This window comes from Pseudomonas sp. XWY-1, from assembly GCF_002953115.1.
Taxonomy (GTDB): Bacteria; Pseudomonadota; Gammaproteobacteria; order Pseudomonadales; family Pseudomonadaceae; genus Aquipseudomonas; species Aquipseudomonas alloputida.
Genome location: NZ_CP026332.1, coordinates 165,148 through 184,346 on the forward strand (window position 1 = coordinate 165,148; position 19,199 = coordinate 184,346).

20 protein-coding genes are annotated in these 19,199 nt (G+C 62.7%); 16 read left to right on the forward strand and 4 right to left on the reverse strand.

Annotated features, from left to right (window positions below):
* Nucleotides 1–165 precede the first annotated feature (165 nt).
* The 5 genes from PRJ_RS00705 (at nt 166) to PRJ_RS00725 (ending at nt 4,390) form a co-directional block, all read left to right on the forward strand.
* Complete coding sequence (locus PRJ_RS00705) at nt 166–507, forward strand: hypothetical protein (RefSeq protein ID WP_003255921.1); 342 nt, start codon at nt 166–168, stop codon at nt 505–507.
* Nucleotides 508–705: 198 nt separating this feature from the next.
* Nucleotides 706–1,605 (forward strand): TauD/TfdA family dioxygenase, encoded by a 900-nt coding sequence (locus PRJ_RS00710; RefSeq protein WP_104960569.1) that lies wholly within the window; start codon nt 706–708, stop codon nt 1,603–1,605.
* Nucleotides 1,606–1,622: 17 nt separating this feature from the next.
* Nucleotides 1,623–2,642 (forward strand): ABC transporter substrate-binding protein, encoded by a 1,020-nt coding sequence (locus tag PRJ_RS00715; RefSeq protein ID WP_104960570.1) that lies wholly within the window; start codon nt 1,623–1,625, stop codon nt 2,640–2,642.
* 6 nt (nt 2,643–2,648) lie between these two features.
* Nucleotides 2,649–3,512, forward strand: coding sequence for an ABC transporter ATP-binding protein (locus PRJ_RS00720; protein ID WP_104960571.1), 864 nt, complete (start codon nt 2,649–2,651; stop codon nt 3,510–3,512).
* A gap of 14 nt (nt 3,513–3,526) precedes the next feature.
* The gene (locus tag PRJ_RS00725; RefSeq protein WP_011953178.1) at nt 3,527–4,390 is read left to right on the forward strand and encodes an ABC transporter permease; all 864 of its coding nucleotides are present in this window, start codon (nt 3,527–3,529) and stop codon (nt 4,388–4,390) included.
* Between the two features lie 117 nt (nt 4,391–4,507).
* Here the strand turns inward: PRJ_RS00725 and PRJ_RS00730 are convergent, their stop codons facing one another.
* Complete coding sequence (locus PRJ_RS00730; protein ID WP_064491746.1) at nt 4,508–5,068, reverse strand: WYL domain-containing protein; 561 nt, start codon at nt 5,066–5,068, stop codon at nt 4,508–4,510.
* 207 nt (nt 5,069–5,275) lie between these two features.
* Between PRJ_RS00730 and PRJ_RS00735 the strand changes: the two genes are divergently transcribed.
* The 7 genes from PRJ_RS00735 (at nt 5,276) to PRJ_RS00765 (ending at nt 13,290) form a co-directional block, all read left to right on the forward strand.
* A complete protein-coding gene (locus PRJ_RS00735) occupies nt 5,276–6,070 on the forward strand; it encodes a tetratricopeptide repeat protein (RefSeq protein WP_014589291.1) in 795 nt (264 codons plus the stop codon).
* 133 nt (nt 6,071–6,203) lie between these two features.
* Nucleotides 6,204–6,656 (forward strand): MarR family winged helix-turn-helix transcriptional regulator, encoded by a 453-nt coding sequence (locus PRJ_RS00740; RefSeq protein ID WP_003255908.1) that lies wholly within the window; start codon nt 6,204–6,206, stop codon nt 6,654–6,656.
* Nucleotides 6,653–8,740, forward strand: coding sequence for an FUSC family protein (locus PRJ_RS00745; RefSeq protein ID WP_020190729.1), 2,088 nt, complete (start codon nt 6,653–6,655; stop codon nt 8,738–8,740). The genes PRJ_RS00740 and PRJ_RS00745 overlap by 4 nt, the downstream gene beginning before the upstream one ends.
* A complete protein-coding gene (locus PRJ_RS00750) occupies nt 8,737–8,949 on the forward strand; it encodes a DUF1656 domain-containing protein (protein ID WP_003255905.1) in 213 nt (70 codons plus the stop codon). Before PRJ_RS00745 ends, PRJ_RS00750 begins: the two co-directional genes overlap by 4 nt.
* Nucleotides 8,946–9,821, forward strand: coding sequence for an HlyD family secretion protein (locus PRJ_RS00755; protein WP_010951565.1), 876 nt, complete (start codon nt 8,946–8,948; stop codon nt 9,819–9,821). Before PRJ_RS00750 ends, PRJ_RS00755 begins: the two co-directional genes overlap by 4 nt.
* Nucleotides 9,818–11,236: an efflux transporter outer membrane subunit gene (locus PRJ_RS00760; RefSeq protein WP_010951566.1), complete on the forward strand. Its 1,419-nt coding sequence runs from the start codon at nt 9,818–9,820 to the stop codon at nt 11,234–11,236. The genes PRJ_RS00755 and PRJ_RS00760 overlap by 4 nt, the downstream gene beginning before the upstream one ends.
* A 110-nt stretch (nt 11,237–11,346) precedes the next feature.
* Entirely contained in the window at nt 11,347–13,290 is a 1,944-nt protein-coding gene (locus PRJ_RS00765) for an FTR1 family protein (RefSeq protein WP_104960572.1), read from the forward strand.
* 62 nt (nt 13,291–13,352) lie between these two features.
* Here PRJ_RS00765 and PRJ_RS00770 read toward each other — a convergent pair whose 3' ends face one another.
* Nucleotides 13,353–13,598 (reverse strand): TIGR02647 family protein, encoded by a 246-nt coding sequence (locus PRJ_RS00770; RefSeq protein WP_003255900.1) that lies wholly within the window; start codon nt 13,596–13,598, stop codon nt 13,353–13,355.
* A gap of 69 nt (nt 13,599–13,667) precedes the next feature.
* The gene (locus PRJ_RS00775; protein WP_010951568.1) at nt 13,668–13,970 is read right to left on the reverse strand and encodes a hypothetical protein; all 303 of its coding nucleotides are present in this window, start codon (nt 13,968–13,970) and stop codon (nt 13,668–13,670) included.
* Between the two features lie 148 nt (nt 13,971–14,118).
* On the opposite strand from PRJ_RS00775, the gene PRJ_RS00780 reads away from it, so the two are divergent.
* Nucleotides 14,119–14,781, forward strand: a complete 663-nt coding sequence (locus PRJ_RS00780; protein WP_019439226.1) for a glutathione S-transferase — start codon at nt 14,119–14,121, stop codon at nt 14,779–14,781.
* A gap of 124 nt (nt 14,782–14,905) precedes the next feature.
* Here the strand turns inward: PRJ_RS00780 and argH are convergent, their stop codons facing one another.
* Nucleotides 14,906–16,300, reverse strand: coding sequence for an argininosuccinate lyase (gene argH, locus PRJ_RS00785; protein ID WP_014589296.1), 1,395 nt, complete (start codon nt 16,298–16,300; stop codon nt 14,906–14,908).
* Between the two features lie 297 nt (nt 16,301–16,597).
* On the opposite strand from argH, the gene PRJ_RS00790 reads away from it, so the two are divergent.
* The 3 genes from PRJ_RS00790 (at nt 16,598) to PRJ_RS00800 (ending at nt 19,165) form a co-directional block, all read left to right on the forward strand.
* Nucleotides 16,598–17,341, forward strand: coding sequence for a LytTR family DNA-binding domain-containing protein (locus tag PRJ_RS00790; RefSeq protein WP_010951571.1), 744 nt, complete (start codon nt 16,598–16,600; stop codon nt 17,339–17,341).
* A gap of 118 nt (nt 17,342–17,459) precedes the next feature.
* A complete protein-coding gene (hemC, locus tag PRJ_RS00795) occupies nt 17,460–18,401 on the forward strand; it encodes a hydroxymethylbilane synthase (protein WP_104960573.1) in 942 nt (313 codons plus the stop codon).
* The gene (locus PRJ_RS00800) at nt 18,398–19,165 is read left to right on the forward strand and encodes a uroporphyrinogen-III synthase (RefSeq protein WP_104960574.1); all 768 of its coding nucleotides are present in this window, start codon (nt 18,398–18,400) and stop codon (nt 19,163–19,165) included. Before hemC ends, PRJ_RS00800 begins: the two co-directional genes overlap by 4 nt.
* Nucleotides 19,166–19,199: the final 34 nt, after the last annotated feature.

Consider the following 19,199-nt stretch of genomic DNA (forward strand, 5'->3'; position numbering starts at 1 on the left):
CAAGGCCGCTCCTACAGGGATGGCATCAGGCAGGCAAGGCCATTACCAGCTCTTTCCCGCAACCCCCACCACAGCGCATACTCTGGCGCCGGGCCTGCGCGCCCGGCGATCTTTGCCTATGCTGCTGTCTACCAACAAGGAACCAACGTGACGAGGGACATCGCCATGTTCTACGTGCAACGCAACGCCGCCGGCCAGTTGCTGCGGGTGGAAGCAGCCGCGTTTGATCAGTTCACCGAAATGCTCCCTTCAGACCATGCCGATATCCAGGAATGGTTTGCCGATGATGTCGTGGAAAACAGCCTCAACCAGCTCAAACAAAGCGACCTGGACATGATCCGCGTGCTTGAGGATCTGATCGACGTGCTGACCGCCAAGGGCGTGTTCAAGATCACCGACCTGCCCGCCGGCGCGCAGGCCAAGCTGCTCAACCGTTCCACGGCGCGCAAGGCGCTCAGCAGCCTCAATAACCTGATTGACGAAGAAGAGCAGGGCGGGCTGATCTGACTGCCGGACGCTCCTGCGACAGTGATATTGTTATTCCTTAATGGTATTTAAAATATTGGATTTATGACTTTATAGTCACTTTCACTGCGTACCCGTCGACCAATCGATGCGCCGCACGACTTGAACCCACACGGGAAATCCCCGTGCGTTTCTGATCGTTGCGCGCCATTGAGGTCGCGCATTGCGTGGGAGTGAAAAATGTCAGCCGCCTTGAACGCCTTGTCGTCCATCGACAGCGCCCAGCCGCAAGTTTTTGAAGTTCGCCCCTTCTCGGGTGCCGTCGGCGCCGAGATCATAGGCCTGGACCTGGCCAAACCAGTCAGCGCCGAGGATTTCACCCGTATCCATTGCGCCCACCTCGACCACCATGTGCTGGTGTTCCGCGACCAGCGTATCAGCCCGGAACAGCAGATCGCCTTCAGCCGCCGCTTCGGTGAGTTACAGATCCATGTGCTCAAGCAGTTCCTGCTGACTGGCCACCCCGAGATCCTGATCGTTTCCAACATCATCGAAAATGGCCAGAACATCGGCCTGGGTGATGCCGGCAAATTCTGGCACTCGGACCTGTCGTACAAAGAGCTGCCAAGCCTCGGTTCCATGCTGCATGCTCAGGAACTGCCCAGTGAAGGCGGTGACACCCTGTTCGCCGACATGCATAAAGCCTGGGACGCTGTACCTGACACCCTGCGCAAAGTGGTCGAGAGCCGCAGTGCCGCTCACTCCTATACCGCCCGTTACGCTGAAACCAAATTCGAAGGCAACTGGCGCCCGACCCTGACTGCCGAGCAACTGGCGCAGGTAAAGGAGGTCATTCACCCGGTAGTCCGCACCCACCCGGAAAACGGCCGCAAGGCCCTGTTCGTCAGTGAAGGCTTCACCACCCGCATTGTCGGCCTGCCTGATGATGAAAGCCGCGACGTGCTGCAGCAGCTGTATGCCCTTAGCGTGCTGGAGCAGAACATTTACCGCCACCAGTGGCAGCCCCATGACCTGGTGTTCTGGGACAACCGCTCGCTGATCCACTTGGCCACCGGCTGCCCCGCGCACCTGCGGCGCAAGCTGTACCGCACCACCATCCAGGGCGATGCCCCGTTCTGACGACTGAGGAAACCATCATGCGCAAATCCATCAGCCGCCTGGCGGCAAGCATCGGCCTGGGCGCAAGCCTGGTCGTCGGCAGCCTAGCCGCCCCCGCCGTGGCCCAGGCCGAAGGCAAGATCCGTATTGCCGAACAATTCGGCATCGTCTACCTGCTGCTGAACGTGGTGCGTGACCAGCACCTGATTGAGAAGCACGGCAAGGAGCAGGGCATCGACATCGAAGTCGATTGGGCGCAGCTGTCGGGTGGCTCGGCCATCAACGACGCATTGTTGTCCGGTTCGGTGGACATCGCCGGCGCCTGTGTCGGGCCGCTGTTGACCGTCTGGGACCGCACCAAGGGCCGGCAGAACGTGAAGGCCGTGGCTTCGCTGGGCAACTTTCCGTACTACCTGGTCAGCAGCAACCCCAACGTGAAGACCATCGCCGACATCTCCGACAAAGACCGTATCGCCGTTCCGGCGGTGGGTGTTTCGGTGCAGTCGCGCTTCCTGCAGTACGCCGCTGCCCAGCAGTGGGGCGACAAGGAATACAACCGCCTCGACAAATACACCTTGGCCGTGCCGCACCCGGACGCCACCGCCGCACTGTTGGCGGGCGGCACCGAGCTGAACGGGCACTTCTCCAACCCGCCGTTCCAGGACCAGGTGCTGGCCAACAAGGATGTGCACGTGGTGCTCAACAGCTACGACCTGCTCGGCCCCAACTCGCCGACCTTGCTGTTTGCTACCGAGAAGTTCCGCAAGGACAACCCCAAGACCTACAAGGCCTTCGTCGATGCCCTGGCCGAAGCCGCAGACTTCGCCCAGAAAGACAAGGCCGCTGCCGCCGACACCTATATCCGCGTAACCAAGGCCAAGATCGACCGCGACGCGCTGATCAAGCTGATCGACAACCCGCAGTACGAATTTACCGTTACGCCCAAGAACACCTACAAGCTGGCCGATTTTCTCTATCGGGTAGGCGCCATCAAGCACAAGCCGCAATCGTGGAAGGATTACTTCTTCCAGGATGAACGCCCGCTGCAGGGGAGCTGACCGATCATGACCGCCCCATTGCCAGGCCACACGGCCAGCAACCTGAGCCGTGTTGCAACGCCGCCTTTGCTCAAGGTGGATAACCTCAGCCTCGAATACCGTACTGCGCAACGCGTGGTGCGGGCCACCCATCAGGTCAGCTTCGAAGTCGACCGCACTGATCGTTTTGTACTGCTCGGCCCCTCAGGCTGTGGCAAGTCCACCCTGCTCAAAGCCGTGGCCGGTTTTATCCAGCCGCAAGAAGGCCAGATTCTGCTGCAGGGCCAGACAGTTCGTGGCCCAGGCCCCGACCGCATCGTGGTGTTCCAGGAGTTTGACCAGTTGCCGCCGTGGAAAACGGTGAAGCAGAACGTCATCTTTCCGCTGCTGGTGTCTGGCCAACTCAAGCGTGCGGAAGCGGAGGAGCGGGCGCTGCATTATCTGGAGAAGGTCGGTCTGGCCGCCTTTGCCGATGCTTATCCACACACGTTGTCCGGTGGTATGAAGGCACGTGTGGCAATTGCCCGGGCCTTGGCCACCCAGCCTAAGATCCTGTTGATGGATGAGCCGTTCGCCGCCCTGGATGCGCTGACCCGGCGCAAGATGCAGGAAGAGCTGCTGCTGCTGTGGGAGGAAGTGCGGTTCACCCTGTTGTTCGTCACCCACTCCATCGAAGAAGCACTGGTGGTTGGCAATCGTATCCTGCTGTTGTCGCCGCACCCGGGGCGGGTGCGCGCCGAGGTGCATAGCCATCAATACGGCCTGGGCAGCCTGGGTGGCAGCGACTTCCAGGCCAGTGCCCGGCGTATCCACCGTTTGCTGTTCGATGAAGCCGATATCCCGGAACAGCCTGACAACCTTGGGTTCAACGATATTCGTATCGCCTACTGACAGGAGCCTCAGCCATGACCACTACACCTGTACGCCAGGAATACGAGGTGCAGCTGGAGCCCCTGCTCAGTGTGCCTGTAGAACGACAACTCCCCTTGGCCCAACGCCTGTGGCAGCAAGGCTGGTTGAGAAAGGCGGTCATATTGCTGGTGATCGCTGTGCTATGGGAAGCCGTTGCCCGCTACCAGGACAATGACCTGCTGCTGCCAAGCTTTCTGCAAACCGCCACGGCGCTATGGGACGGCATGATCAGTGGCGAACTGCCCGCCAAGGTCGGTGTTTCGCTGGTAATACTGCTCAAAGGCTATGTGCTGGGTATCGTCCTGGCCTTTGGCCTGACCAGCCTGGCGGTGTCGACCCAATTGGGCCGAGACTTACTGGGCACGCTGACCTCGATGTTCAACCCGTTGCCGGCCATTGCTCTGCTGCCGCTGGCCTTGCTGTGGTTCGGGCTGGGTGACAACAGCCTGATCTTCGTGCTGGTGCATTCGGTGCTATGGGCGTTGGCGCTGAATACTTATGCCGGCTTCCTCGGTGTGTCGGAGACGCTGCGCATGGCTGGCCGCAACTATGGTCTGAAGGGCCTGCGGCTGGTATTGCACATCCTCGTGCCAGCAGCCCTGCCGTCGATCTTGTCGGGGTTGAAGATCGGCTGGGCGTTTGCCTGGCGTACCCTGATCGCCGCTGAATTGGTGTTTGGTGCCAGCAGTGGCAAAGGCGGGTTGGGTTGGTACATCTTCCAGAACCGCAACGAGCTGTATACCGACAAGGTCTTTGCCGGGTTGGCGGTGGTGATCCTGATCGGTCTGCTGGTGGAAGGGCTGGTGTTCAATACGCTGGAGCGGTTGACTGTGCGGCGATGGGGGATGCAGCGCTAGCAGGTAAGCCAGTACCGGCCTTTTCGCGGCAGATTGACGCTAGAGTCCGCGTCTGCGGGATCTTCGTCCTTGAAAGAGGCGCGACGCGCCGAACCGCCGCGAAAGACCCTGTACTGGCTACAAATTCTGGTACTGAGCTGCCGCATTGCTAAGAATCCTGCCAATCTCCTCCCGCAAGCCGGCAGGCTGCTCTACCACCACCCTGTCCCCATGGCTCAACAGCCACCAGCGTAATGGCCAGCCGTCACTTACCGTGCCGCGTAACCGATGCCCATGCTCCAGCGCCGTCAGTTGCATGTCGCTGCTCAATGGCGCATCCCGCAACTGCCGCGCCAGTGCATCGCTGACTCGTGCCACCAGCTCCACGCCCTCACCCTGCGATGGCTGCAACGCATCCCCTCGCAGATGTGTCAGCAAGTCGAAATTACCGCGCAATTCGCCCACGGCACTGGCCGACCAGTGCCAACCGAACGGAATGCTCTTGTCATTGCGCTCCAGCGGGAATATCAGCGAAAGCTCGTTGAGGTCACGCTCGACAGTGCGTTTGCTGACCGTGAACCCCACGTCACGCAGGCGCCAGACCAGCTCGGCGCTGGTTATGCCTGGGGAACGGCTGGGCAACTGGCGCAGCAGCGCCCACTGTCGGCTGAGGGTGGCGCGAGTGGTGGCGAACGGCAAAAGATAACGTCCTTGTCTAGGCTTGCCGCAATAGGATGGCGGCATGCGTGGGGCATGGCAATTGGCCACAGCCTGCTCAGATCAAGGAAGTCGCATTTGGTTGCCTCGTGCCGAATCGTTCGCGACAGGTTTTGACGTGACATCACGCAGAATCACGCCTCATCACAGCCGAAGGTTGGGGTTGTGCGTCGTTCAATGAGGATGAACATGTCTGTTGCCAGCAATATCCATTCGCTACTTGCCCGCCTTCTGCCCGAGCGGGTCATCGCCCCTCCTGCCCCTGCAGGAAGGCGACAGCGGCTGTTTTCCGGTGTGGGCTTGCCCAGCCAGCGGTCGCTGCTGGTCAACCGCCTGGATGAGGCCAACGACCTGCAGGCGGTGTATGTCGACCTGCGTCGTCAGGCATTGCAAGGCAGCGTGTCCGCATTGAACGACCTCGGCTGGATCTGGCTCAACGGCAAGTACTGGCGGGCCGATACCGTGCTGGCCGGGCACCTGTTGCGCATGGCGGCCCTGCAGGGCAATGCTGCTGCCTGGTTCAACCTTGGCCAGCAGCACTACTTCGGCAAAGGCATCGACCCTTCCTATGTGCAGGCGGCGGAGTGTTACCGGCAGGCCTTCGACCGCGGCATGCTGCATGCCGCCGCCGCCCTGGGTGACCTGTATGAGGAGGAGGTGTGCGACGGTGACCTGGAATGGCAGGTTGACCTGGTGCAAGCCTATCAGTGGTTCTTGCGTGGCGCCGAACAGGGCGAAGCGCGTTGTCGTTTTGAAGTGGGCTACCGGTTGATGCATGGGCTGCACGTAGAGGCCAACCTCAAGGCAGCGCTGTACTGGCTTGAGCTGGCGGCAGCGGCGGGGGTGGTGCAAGCGGCAGAGGAGCTGGCGGTGCATTTCAGCAGCCGTGATGCGGTGCGGTATCAGGAGTGGCGGGACCGGGCGGTGCAGATGGGCAGCACATTGGCCTTGACCATGAAGCTGGAAGACCAGATCCATCCCTGAGTATGTCTCTTCAGTGCTGACTGAAAAATGAACAACATTTAACCCAGGCTATCCGTCGCCCCCTGTTGACGACAGGGGGATGTCGGGGCGTATATTGATAGTTAGCAAACTATGAATATATTTGGTTCTCTTCATGTCCCTTGATTTCCTGCGCCTGCAAGTCAGCAGTGGCCTGGTAGTCGCTGCCCGCCACTGGCGGCGCATCTGTCATACCGCCTTGACCGGCTACGGCATTTCCGAGGCCTGCGCTGCACCGCTGCTGATGATCGTGCGCCTGGGCGACGGCGTGCACCAGGTAGCTGTGGCCCAGGCCGCTGGCCTGGAAAGCCCGTCGCTGGTACGCCTGCTTGACCAATTGTGCAAAGCTGGCCTGGTGTGCCGCAGCGAGGACCCACTGGATCGCCGCGCCAAGGCACTGAGCCTGACTGCCGAAGGCCGTGCCCTGGCCGAAGCCATCGAAGCCGAACTGGTGCGCTTGCGCCGCGATGTGCTCGGCGGTATCGATCAGGCCGACCTGGAAGCTGCCTTGCGTGTGCTTCGTGCCTTCGAGGCTGCCGGCCTGGGCAGTGCAGGCGGGGTGGCATGAACGGCTTCTTCAGCTCCGTCCCTCCGGCCCGTGACTGGTTCTACGGCGTGCGCACCTTCGGCGCGTCCATGATTGCCCTGTACATTGCTTTGCTCATGCAACTGCCGCGCCCCTACTGGGCCATGGCGACGGTATACATCGTCTCCAGCCCCTTCGTCGGCCCGACCAGCTCCAAGGCGTTGTACCGTGCCGTAGGCACGTTGCTCGGCGCTGGCGGGGCAATCTTCCTGGTGCCGCCGCTGGTGCAGTCACCGTTGCTGCTGAGCATCGCCGTTGCCCTGTGGACCGGCACCTTGCTGTTCCTTTCGCTGAACCTGCGCACGGCCAACAACTACGTGCTGATGCTGGCCGGTTATACCCTGCCGATGATTGCCTTGGCCGTGGTGGATAATCCGCTGGCAGTGTTCGATGTGGCTTCTTCTCGCGCGCAGGAAATCTGTTTGGGAATTGTCTGCGCGGCAGTCGTCGGGGCTATCTTCTGGCCACGCCGGCTGGCGCCGGTGGTAGTCGGTGCCACCGGAAACTGGTTCACCGAGGCGATTCGCTACAGCGACACCTACCTGGCCCGCGATGCCAGCGCTGACAAGGTCGGCGGTATGCGCGGGGCGATGGTCACTACCTTCAACTCGCTGGAGCTGATGATCGGTCAGCTCGCCCACGAAGGTGCCGGCCCGCATACCCTGAAGAACGCCCGCGAATTGCGCGGGCGGATGATCCATCTGCTGCCGGTGATCGACGCCCTCGACGATGCACTGGTTGCCCTGGAAGGCCGCGCCCCGGCCCAGTTCGCCCAGCTTCAACCCGTGCTGGAAGCCGCTCGTGAATGGCTCAAAGGCACCGCCGACAGCGCTTCGGTAGCGCACTGGGCCACGTTGCATGAGCAGATCGGCCGCTTGCAGCCCGCTACAGCCGCCCTCGACCAGCGCGCCGAGCTGCTGTTGTCCAACGCCCTGTACCGCCTGACCGAATGGGCCGACCTGTGGCAGGACTGCTGCACCCTGCAGCACGCCCTGCGTACCGATGATGCCAAGCCTTGGCGTGCGGTGTATCGCCACTGGCGGCTGGGCCGCCTGACAGCGTTTTTCGATCGTGGCCTGATGCTCTACTCGGTAGCCTCCACGGTCCTGGCGATCGTGGTCGCCTGCGGCCTGTGGATCGGCCTGGGCTGGAACGACGGCGCCAGTGCGGTAATCCTCGCGGCAGTTGCGTGCAGCTTCTTCGCCGCCATGGACGACCCGGCACCGCAGATCTACCGGTTCTTTTTCTGGACGCTGATGTCGGTCATCTTCTCCAGTCTGTACCTGTTTTTGGTACTGCCCAACCTGCACGACTTCCCGATGCTGGTGCTGGCCTTTGCCGTGCCGTTCATCTGCATAGGCACCCTGACCGTACAGCCGCGCTTCTACCTGGGCACCTTGCTGACCATCGTCAACACGTCGACCTTCATCAGCATCCAGGGTGCCTACGACGCCGACTTCTTTACCTTCCTCAACTCCAACCTTGCCGGCCCCGCGGGCCTTCTGTTCGCCTTTATCTGGACCCTGGTGATGCGCCCGTTCGGCGTGGAACTGGCGGCCAAGCGCATGACCCGCTTCGCCTGGCGCGACATCGTCGAAATGACCGAGCCTGCGACCTTGGCCGAACATCGCCAGGTTGGCGTACAGATGCTCGACCGCCTGATGCAGCACCTGCCACGTCTGTCGCAAACCGGCCAGGACAGTGGTGTGGCACTGCGTGACCTGCGCGTGGGGTTGAACCTGCTCGACCTGCTGGCGTACATGCCGCGCGCCGGCCAGCAGGCTCGCGAGCGCCTGAACACTGTGGTCGAGGAAGTTGGCGCGCACTACGCCGCCTGCCTGCGTGCTGGCGAACGCCTGCATGCCCCGGCCGCACTGCTGCGCAACATGGAACGCGCTCGCCTGGCGCTGAACCTGGATGAGCTGTACGAGCGCGGCGATGCCCGCACCCACCTGCTGCATGCCCTGAGTGGCCTGCGCCTGGCGCTACTGCCGGGGGTGGAGGTGATGCTCGAACCCGCCGAACAACCGCAACTGCCCCCCGGGCTCGACGGAGCGCCCTTGTGATTGGTGAACTGGATATCAGCGGGGTGTTTCTGCCCACGCTGCTGGTGATGATGTTTGGCACCTACCTGCTGTTCCTGGGGGTGCACGCGGTGCTGGTGCGCCTGCATTTCTACCGCCTGGTCTGGCACCGGGCGTTGTTCAACGTTGCTCTGTATGCCGTGCTGCTTGGTGCGGTGGACCACTTTTGTCGAAACCTGATGCTGCCATGAAAAAACCTTTGCTGACCTTGGGCCGTGTGGTCCTGACCTTGCTGGTAGTGACCTTCGCCGCCGTGCTCGTGTGGCAGATGGTGGTCTACTACATGTTTGCCCCCTGGACCCGTGACGGCCACATACGCGCCGACGTGATCCAGATCGCCCCCGATGTGTCGGGATTGATCCAGAAGGTCGAGGTGCGCGACAACCAGACCGTCAAACGTGGCGACGTGCTGTTCACCATCGACCAGGACCGCTTCACCCTGGCCCTGCGTCAAGCCAAGGCAACCCTTGGCGAGCGCCAGGAGACCCTGGCCCAGGCTTCCCGCGAAGCGCAGCGCAACCGCAAGCTGGGCAACCTGGTGGCCGCCGAGCAACTGGAAGAAAGCCAGTCCCGCGAGGCCCGTGCCCGTTCGGCTGTCAGCGAGGCGCAAGTGGCTGTCGATACTGCCCAGCTCAACCTTGACCGCTCGGTGGTGCGCAGCCCGGTAGACGGCTACCTCAACGACCGCGCGCCGCGTAACCACGAGTTCGTCACTGCTGGCCGCCCGGTGCTTTCGGTGGTCGACAGTGCCTCCTACCACGTCGATGGCTACTTCGAGGAAACCAAGCTGGGCGGTATACACATCGGCGATGCCGTGGACATCCGCGTGATGGGCGACAACACCCGCCTGCGTGGCCATGTGCAGAGCTTCGCCGCTGGCATCGAAGACCGCGACCGCAGCAGTGGCGCCAACTTGCTGCCCAACGTCAACCCGGCGTTCAGCTGGGTACGCCTGGCCCAGCGCATTCCGGTGCGCATCGCCTTTGACGAAGTGCCGCAAGACTTCCGCATGATCGCCGGGCGTACTGCGACGGTGTCGATCATCGAGGGCCAGCGCCCATGAAACAGCTGATCCTGGCTGGCCTGTGCCTGTCGCTGGGTGCCTGCATGATGGTGGGGCCCGACTATGAGGTGCCTGGGGATGCGGCCGTGCAACGCAATGACCTGAACGGCCCGCTGCGCCAGGATGCCGACAGCGTCGTATCGGCACCGGTCCCCGAGGACTGGTGGCAGCTGTATCAGGATCAGCGGCTGAACGAGCTGGTGCGTCAGGCGCTGAGTGCCAACACCGAACTGCGCGTGGCGGCGGCCAACATCGCCAAAGCTCGCGCCCAGGTGGAGGTGGCTGAATCGCAAGGCGGCTTCAACGGTGGCGTCAAACTCGGCGCTCAGCGGTTGCAGGAGTCGGGCGAAGCCTTCCTGCAGCCTGAGAAGGTGCCGGTAGCCAACATCGGTGAGGCCATCATCAGTGCCTCGTACCAGTTCGACCTGTGGGGCACCTTCAAGCGTGGTACCGAGGCTGCCAAGGCAAATGCCGACGCGGTGCAGGCCGCTGCCGACACTGCCCGCATCACGCTTGTGGCGGACGTGGTCAAGGCTTATACCCAGGTGTGCTCGGCCAATGAGGAATACCACATTGCCCGCGAGTCCCTCGATTTGCAGGAGCAAAGCGTGAAACTCAACCAGCGCCTGCGCGATGCTGGGCGTGGCGATGAAACCCAGGTCACCCGCTCGCAGACCCAGTTCAAATCCTTGCGTGCCGAACTGCCACGCTTCAAGGCCGAACGCGAGACGGGCATGTACACCCTGGCCGCGCTGCTGGCCAAGCCGGTCGACCAGTTGCCTGCCGGTACCGCCGATTGCGCCGAGCTGCCGCACCTGAACCAGCTGGTTCCTGTGGGCGATGGCGCGGCCCTGCTCAAGCGCCGCCCCGACGTGCGCCAGGCCGAACGCCAGCTGGCTGCCGCCACCGCCTATATTGGCGTGGCTACCGGCGCGTTGTACCCGGACATCAGCATTGGCGCCCAGGTTGGCACCATCGGTATCCTGGAGAACCTTGGCGAGCCTTCGACCAACCGCTGGGGCTTTGGCCCGCAGATTAGCTGGAGCATCCCCACCAACGGCACCCGTGCCCGCATTCGCATGGCCGAGGCCTCGACCCAGGCGGCCCTGGCGCACTTCGATGGCGTGGTGCTGAACGCCATTCGCGAGACCCAGACCCGGCTGGCACAGTACAGCGCCTTGCTCGATCGGCGCGATGCGCTGGCCGAGGCGGAGAAGTCGGCGAAGGAAGCCGCGGACCAGACGCACCGGTATTACCAGGCAGGGCGTGAGTCGTTCCTGGCGGATTTGCAGGCGACGCGAACCTATACCGATATGCGTGCGCAGTTGGCTGCAGCCAATAGTCAAGTGGCGCAGGGGCAAATTGCCGTGTTCCTGGCGTTGGGTGGTGGTTGGAAGGGCACCGCCAAGCCCTGATGCGATCCTTGAGGGCTGGTCCGCTATGCCCTCCACTTCATCTGATTTGTAGCAAGATTTTTCATGAAATCTGCCCAGCACCCTTGAGTGAAGCAAAGTGGAAGTGAACAATGTTCTCTTTCGCATTTCCTTCGAGACTGGCCATGAAAACCCGTTCCCGTCTGCTTGCCTGGCTGCCGGCTGCATTGCTCGGCCCGGTGCTGGCGCTGTGCAGCACCTTGGCGCTGGCCGAGTCCCCCGCCGAGGCTGCCAAAGCCCAGCACTTGCTGGACTACATTGGCGCCGACTACCCGCCGACCGTGCAGGACGGCAAGGTGATCGACGAGGGCGAATACCGCGAGCAACAGGAGTTCAGCGCGGTATTGGCTGACCTGGTCAAAGGCCTGCCCGCAAATACTGAACAAGCGGCTTTGGAACAGGGCGTCCAGGCGCTGCGCCAGGCCATCGACCAGCGTCAGGAAGGTACTGCGGTCGCCAAACAGGCCCGGCAGCTGGGTGCGCGACTGGCGGTGGCCTACGAGGTCAGCCAGGCCCCGGTGATTACCCCGGACCCCGCCCGCGGCGCTGCGCTGTACGCACAGAACTGCTCGATCTGTCACGGCGCCACCGGCGCCGGCGATGGCCCGGCTGGCGTGGGCCTGGAGCCTGCACCCGCCAACCTGCGCGATGTCTCGCGCCTGGACCAGTTAAGCCTGTTCGACCTCTATAACACCCTGGCCCTGGGTATAGACGGCACCGAAATGCCGTCGTTTGCCGACCAGCTGGACGACCGCCAACGCTGGGATGTGGCCGCGTATATCGCCAGCTTCACCGCCAAGCCGGAAGCGGGCAAAGGTGACAAGACCTGGAACCTCGCCGACCTGGCTCGCCAAACCCCGGCCGAAGTCGCCGTCAACGAAGGCACTGCGGCCGTCGAGGCATTCCGCGCCCAGCGTGCCCAGCCGCCGCAGGTAAAGCGCGGGCCGGCGCAATTGCTCGAATACACTGCCAGCACTCTGGACAAGAGCCTGGCGGCCTACCGCGCAGGCGACCACGATCAGGCCTATGACCTGTCGGTGGCGGCCTACCTGGAGGGTTTCGAACTGGTGGAAAGCTCGCTGGACAACATCGACACCCAGGCGCGCAAGGACACCGAAAAATCGCTGATGGCCTACCGTCAGTCCCTGCAGGACGGCCTGCCCGTGGCCCAGGCCGAACAGCGTCTGGCCGACGCCAAAACCAAGCTCGAGCAGGCGGCCAAGCTGCTGGGCAGCGATGGCCTGAGCTGGACGCTGAGCTATATCTCCGGTTTGCTGATCCTGCTGCGTGAAGGCCTCGAGGCGATTCTGGTGCTGGCGGCGATCCTGGCCTTCCTGCGCAATACCGGGCAGCAGTCGGCAGTACGTAGCGTCAACATCGGCTGGGGCCTGGCGCTGGTTGCCGGCTTCGCCACCTGGGCGCTGGCGGCCTATGTGATCGATGTGGGGGGCGCTCAGCGCGAGCTGCTGGAAGGCTGCACGGCGTTGTTCGCCGCGGTAATGGTGCTGTGGCTTGGCGTGTGGATGCATGACCGCCGCCACGCTGCCGCCTGGAAGGACTACATCAAGAGCAGCCTGGTCAGCGGTGGCGGGCGTTTCGGCTTTGCTGTGCTGGCATTCTTCTCGGTGTACCGCGAATTGTTCGAAGTGATCCTGTTCTACGAGACCCTGTGGCTGCAGGCAGGCCCCGCCGGGCATCAGGCGGTGCTGGCGGGTGGCGCGACGGCACTGGTGCTGCTGGTGGGCCTGGCCTGGGTGATTCTGCGGGGTTCGGCCAAGCTGCCGCTATCGCTGTTCTTCAGCATCAACGCCGCGCTGCTGTGCGCGCTGTCGGTAGTATTCGCCGGGCATGGCGTGAAGGCGCTGCAAGAGGCCGGTGTGCTGGGCACACGGCCAGTGGCGTTCTTTGAGTTCGACTGGCTGGGGATTCATGCCGATGCCTACTCGCTGTCGGCGCAAGCGGTGGCCTTGCTGGCCATCGTGTTCCTTTACGGCCGCTCGTGGCTGGCGGAAAAGCGCAGTGCTGCGGCCAACTGACTGGAGCCTGCGCGGTCCCACAGGGACCGCGCAAGGTCTCAGATCTTGCGCAAGCCTGATGCTCAGGCTGGCTGTGGCGCCTTGAGAATGTTCTGCAGCAGTTGGACACTTTCAACGGCGTCATGACCCAGGCTGGTCAGGTAGCCGCCATCCGGCTGATCGGTCAGCCCCTTCTCATGCAGGCGTTGCGCAGCCGCGATCAGGGCAGGGGATGCGGTGCTGGTTATCTTGATGCCTTCCTGGCTGCTGTCGTGTTTGAACAGCGCGAGTACTTCCATTTCGTCGATCAAATCGGGGGTAAAAGGCATGACGACTCCTGACTTCCAGACAAGGATTGCGGCACTTTCTACGGTGCCTGATCTTCGAGTGTAGCCGGGTTATTCGTCGTCGCCTTGATCCATCTCAGGCGGCAGCTCCGGCAGTGCCCGCAGAGCGTTCTCATACCACTCGCCGTTGAACGCACGGTCCTCTACCAGCATGTTGTCGATCTCGAAGGCCAGCACATGGGCCATCAGGTTCAGAATGTCTTCACGCTCATAGCCGACCAGCGTCAGCTTGTTGAAAGTGGCCTTTGCTGCAGGCGGCTCGCCGCTTTCGATCTGGTTTTCGATGGCCTGGGTCAGCGTTGCCTCGGCGAAGGCTTCGTCGTCGTCATTGTCGATGTCGGTGGGCTCGCTCATCGCGGTACTCCTAGGATGGGATGCAACAGTGTGCCATGCCTGTGGCGGCAATGCCCGGGCATTGACGGGGTGCATGACGCTGGTCAGTGGCAGGTGTTCAGTCTATAAAGTCCACGCCAACCCCTTACGGCCTGGAGGCTGTTTCGTCATGCTCAAGCTTTATGGATTCTCGGTCAGCAACTACTACAACATGGTAAAGCTGGCCCTGCTCGAAAAAGGCCTGCCTTTCGAGGAAGTCACCTTCTATGGCGGCCAGGCGCCACAGGCGCTGGAAGTGAGCCCGCGGGGCAAGGTGCCGGTGCTTGAAACCGAACATGGCTTCCTCAGCGAAACCAGTGTGATCCTCGACTATATCGAGCAGACCCAGGGTGGCAAGGCACTGCTACCAGCCGACCCGTTCGGCCAAGCCAAGGTGCGGGAGCTGCTCAAGGAAATCGAGTTGTACATCGAGCTGCCTGCGCGTACCTGTTATGCCGAGTCGTTCTTTGGCATGTCGGTCGACCCGCTGATCAAAGAGAAAGCGCGTGCGGACCTGCTGGCCGGGTTTGCCACGCTCAAGCGCAACGGGCGCTTTGCCCCCTATGTTGCGGGCGAGCAGTTGACGCTGGCAGACTTGATGTTCTGCTTCTCGGTCGACCTGGCCAACGCGGTGGGCAAGAAGGTGCTGGACATCGACTTCCTGGCGGACTTCCCGCAGGCCAAGGCGTTGCTGCAACTGATGGGGGAGAACCCGCACATGCCGCGGATCTTGGCGGACAAGGAAGCGTCGATGCCGGCCTTCATGGAGATGATCCGCAGCGGCAAGCGCTGAGTCTGGTGTTGAGCCCTTCGCGGGCATGCCCGCTCCCACAGGTCTGCACCGTTTTTGAAACTTGTGCAATACCTGTGGGAGCGGGCGTGCCCGCGAACGAGGGCGAAGCCCTCGCCTTGGGGGGTTAGCGAGACGCCAACAGGGCCTTGCCACGCACTACGGCAGCACGCACCTGCGCCGGCGCCGTACCACCAATGTGGTCACGCGCATTCACCGAGCCTTCCAGAGTCAGCACGGCAAACACGTCCTGCTCGATCTGGTCGCTGAACTGGCGCAGTTCGTCCAGGCTCATCTCGGCCAGGTCCTTGCCAGTGTCCACACCATACTTCACCGCGTGGCCAACGATCTCGTGGCAGTCACGGAACGGCAGGCCACGGCGAACCAGGTAGTCGGCCAGGTCGGTAGCGGTGGAGAAACCGCGCAGGGCCGCTTCACGCATGATGGCGTGCTTGGGCTTGATCGCCGGGATCATGTCAGCGAAGGCCCGCAGCGAGTCGCGCAGGGTATCGGCGGCGTCGAACAGCGGTTCCTTGTCTTCCTGGTTGTCCTTGTTGTAGGCCAGCGGTTGGCCTTTCATCAGGGTCAGCAGGCCGGTCAGGGCGCCGAACACGCGGCCGCTCTTGCCCCGTACCAGCTCTGGCACGTCCGGGTTCTTTTTCTGCGGCATGATCGAGCTGCCAGTGCAGAAGCGGTCCGGAAGGTCGATGAACTGGAACTGCGCGCTGGTCCACAGCACCAGCTCTTCGGAGAAGCGCGAAAGGTGCATCATCGCCACGCTGGCAGCGGCGCAGAATTCGATGGCGAAATCACGGTCCGACACGCCATCCAGCGAGTTGCCGGCCACGGCTTCAAAGCCCAGCAGCTTGCAGGTCAGTTCACGGTCGATCGGGTAGGTGGTGCCGGCCAGCGCGGCGCTGCCCAGTGGCATGCGGTTGGTGCGCTTGCGGCAGTCGACCAGGCGCTCATAGTCGCGGCTGAGCATTTCGAACCACGCCAGCAGGTGGTGGCCAAAGGTGACCGGCTGCGCCGTCTGCAGGTGGGTGAAACCAGGCATGATGGTTTCGGCTTCACGCTCTGCCTGCTCCAGCAGGCCCTGCTGCAGGCGGGTGATTTCGGCCAGGATCAGGTCGATTTCGTCGCGCAGCCAAAGGCGGATGTCGGTGGCCACCTGGTCGTTGCGGCTACGCCCGGTGTGCAGCTTCTTGCCGGTGATGCCGATGCGGTCGGTCAGGCGTGCTTCGATGTTCATGTGCACGTCTTCGAGGTCGACACGCCAGTCGAAGTTGCCGGCTTCAATCTCGCCCTGGATGGTTTTCAGGCCATCGATGATGGTGTCGCGCTCGGCATCACTGAGCACGCCGACCTGCGCCAGCATGGTGGCATGGGCAATCGAACCCATGATGTCGTGACGGTACAGGCGCTTGTCGAAATCTACCGAGGCGGTGAAACGGGCGACGAAGGCGTCGACGGGCTCACTGAAGCGGCCGCCCCAGGACTGATTGGTCTTCTCGGTGCTCATGGATTCACTCATTGCAGGCGTGAACGAAAAAGTGGCGTCGATGATAGCAGGGTTGGGCTGGCTGCCGCAGGGCGCCGGTCGAGAGAAATGCCCGGAAAATCGCAGAGAAGGATTTCAAGGAATGAACGGCAGTGTTCCACGGACCGTCTACAGTTGGACAAAGGACTGGCAGTGAATCTGCCGGGCCGAGTGAATCTTTGGCCATCGCACCGGTCTAGAGCGTGACCGCAGTGTCGCTCGAACCACACCTGTCTACGCTATACCTGTGCGAGACTCATTCAGGAATCCAGCGCAATTATGAATGTCCTGATCGTTGATGACGAACCCCAAGGCCGTGAACGCCTCACCCGGCTGCTCGGCGAACTGGAGGGTTACACTGTGCTGGAGCCCAGCGCCACCAACGGCGATGAGGCCTTGGCGCTGATTGAAAGCCTCAAGCCCGATGTGGTCCTGCTGGACATCGGCATGCCAGGCCTGGATGGCCTGCAGGTTGCCGCTCGCCTGTGCGAACGCGAGGCGCCGCCCGCGGTGGTGTTTTGCTCCGGGGATGATGAATACGGTGCAGAGGCATTCAAGGACAGTACCCTCAGCCATGTGACCAAGCCCTTCCAGGCCCACGCCTTGCGCGATGCCCTGCGCAAGGCCGAAAAACCCAACCGCGCCCAATTGGCGGCGCTTACCCGGCCGGCCAATGAAGGCGGCGGCCCACGCAGCCATATCAGCGCCCGCACGCGCAAAGGCATCGAACTGATCCCGTTACCCCAGGTGATCTATTTCATTGCCGACCACAAGTATGTGACCTTGCGTCACGAAGCCGGTGAAGTGCTGCTTGACGAGCCACTCAAAGCCCTGGAAGACGAATTTGGCGAACGCTTCGTGCGCATCCACCGCAATGCGTTGGTCGCCCGCGAGCGCATCGAACGCTTGCAGCGCACCCCACTGGGTCACTTTCAGCTGTATCTGAAAGGCCTGGACGGCGATGCCTTGACCGTTAGCCGTCGCCATGTGGCCGGTGTGCGCAAGATGATGCAGACCCTCTGAGGCCCTTGGACTCGGCCCGCACCTGCACCTGACTGCGTATGACCTGTTGATCCGTATCTGCAAGCGATACCGGCGATGCTGTTATGATCGACGGTATTTCTCTGGATCGGGGCGTTTCATGTCCACTCGCGAAATCCGCATTGCCACCCGTAAAAGTGCTTTGGCCCTGTGGCAGGCCGAATACGTCAAGGCCCGCCTCGAGCAGGCCCACACCGGTCTGCAGGTGACCCTGGTACCCATGGTCAGCCGCGGTGACAAGTTGCTCGACGCGCCGCTGGCAAAAATTGGCGGCAAGGGGCTGTTCGTCAAGGAACTGGAAACCGCGCTGCTGGACAACGAAGCCGACATCGCCGTGCATTCGATGAAGGACGTGCCCATGGACTTCCCCGAGGGCCTGGGCCTTTACTGCATCTGCGAGCGTGAAGACCCGCGTGATGCCTTCGTTTCCAATACCTTTGACAGCCTCGAAGCGCTGCCCGCCGGCAGTATCGTCGGCACCTCAAGCCTGCGCCGTCAGGCCCAGTTGCTGGCGCGCCGCCCGGACCTGCAAATCCGTTTTCTGCGCGGCAACGTCAACACCCGCCTGGCGAAGCTGGATGCCGGCGAGTACGACGCCATCATCCTCGCCGCCGCGGGCCTGATCCGTCTGGGCTTCGAAGACCGCATCACCTCCACCATCAGCGTCGATGACAGCCTGCCGGCAGGTGGTCAGGGCGCGGTGGGCATCGAGTGCCGCAGTGCCGACGATGAGATCCATGCACTGCTGGCGCCACTGCACCATGTCGACACCGCTGACCGGGTGATCGCCGAGCGCGCGCTGAACAAACGCCTGAATGGTGGCTGCCAAGTGCCGATCGCCTGCTACGCGGTTCTTGAAGGTGACCAGCTGTGGCTGCGTGGCCTGGTCGGCCAGCCTAGCGGCGGGACCTTGCTGGTGGCCGATGCCCGTGCACCCCGTGCTGCTGCCGAGGCCTTGGGCGTGCAGGTGGCCGAAGACCTGCTGGGGCAGGGCGCCGAGGCCATTCTCAAGGAAGTCTACGGCGAGGCCGGTCACCCGTGAGCCAATGGCGCCTGTTGCTGACCCGGCCTGCCGAGGACTGCGCGGCGCTGGCGCAAAGCCTGGCGGCAGCAGGCGTGGGCAGCAGTTGCCTGCCCCTGCTGGAGATTGAACCCATTACCGTGGAAGCCCCACAGCGGCTGTCGCTGGAAGGCTTGCATGACTTCCAGGCGATCATTGTGGTCAGCAAGCCGGCCGCCCGGCTGTTGCTTGAGCATCTGGCCGAGACCAGCAACCGGCCTCCGCAGCGAGGCTGGTTCACCGTGGGTGAGGCAACCGCCGGGGTGCTGCAGGGTGCTGGGCTGAAGGTTTGCTTTCCGCCGCGTGGCGATGACAGCGAAGCCTTGCTGGCACTGCCGGCCCTGCGCCAGGCACTTACCGAGCCGGCACCGCGTGTCTTGATCGTTCGCGGCGTCGGAGGTCGCGAACTGCTGGCAGAGCGTCTTGCAGAGCAAGGTGCTAGTGTCGAATATCTGGAACTGTATCGTCGCTGCCTGCCGGCCTACCCGGCGGGTACGCTGATGCGCCGCATTGAAGCGGAACGCCTCAATGGCCTGGTGGTCAGCAGTGGGCAGGGTTTTGAACATTTGCAGCAGATGGCCGGTGCCGATTGGCAGCGGTTGGCCCAGTTGCCGCTGTTCGTGCCCAGCCCGCGGGTCGCCGAGCAGGCCAAGGCCGCTGGGGCCCAACAGGTTGTGGATTGCCGTGGCGCCAGTGCCACGGCCTTGCTGGCAGCCGTGCAGCGTAGCGCTGCACCTGCCTCTTAAGGCGCTAAGCTGAATGCGGTGCGCCCCCATGCAA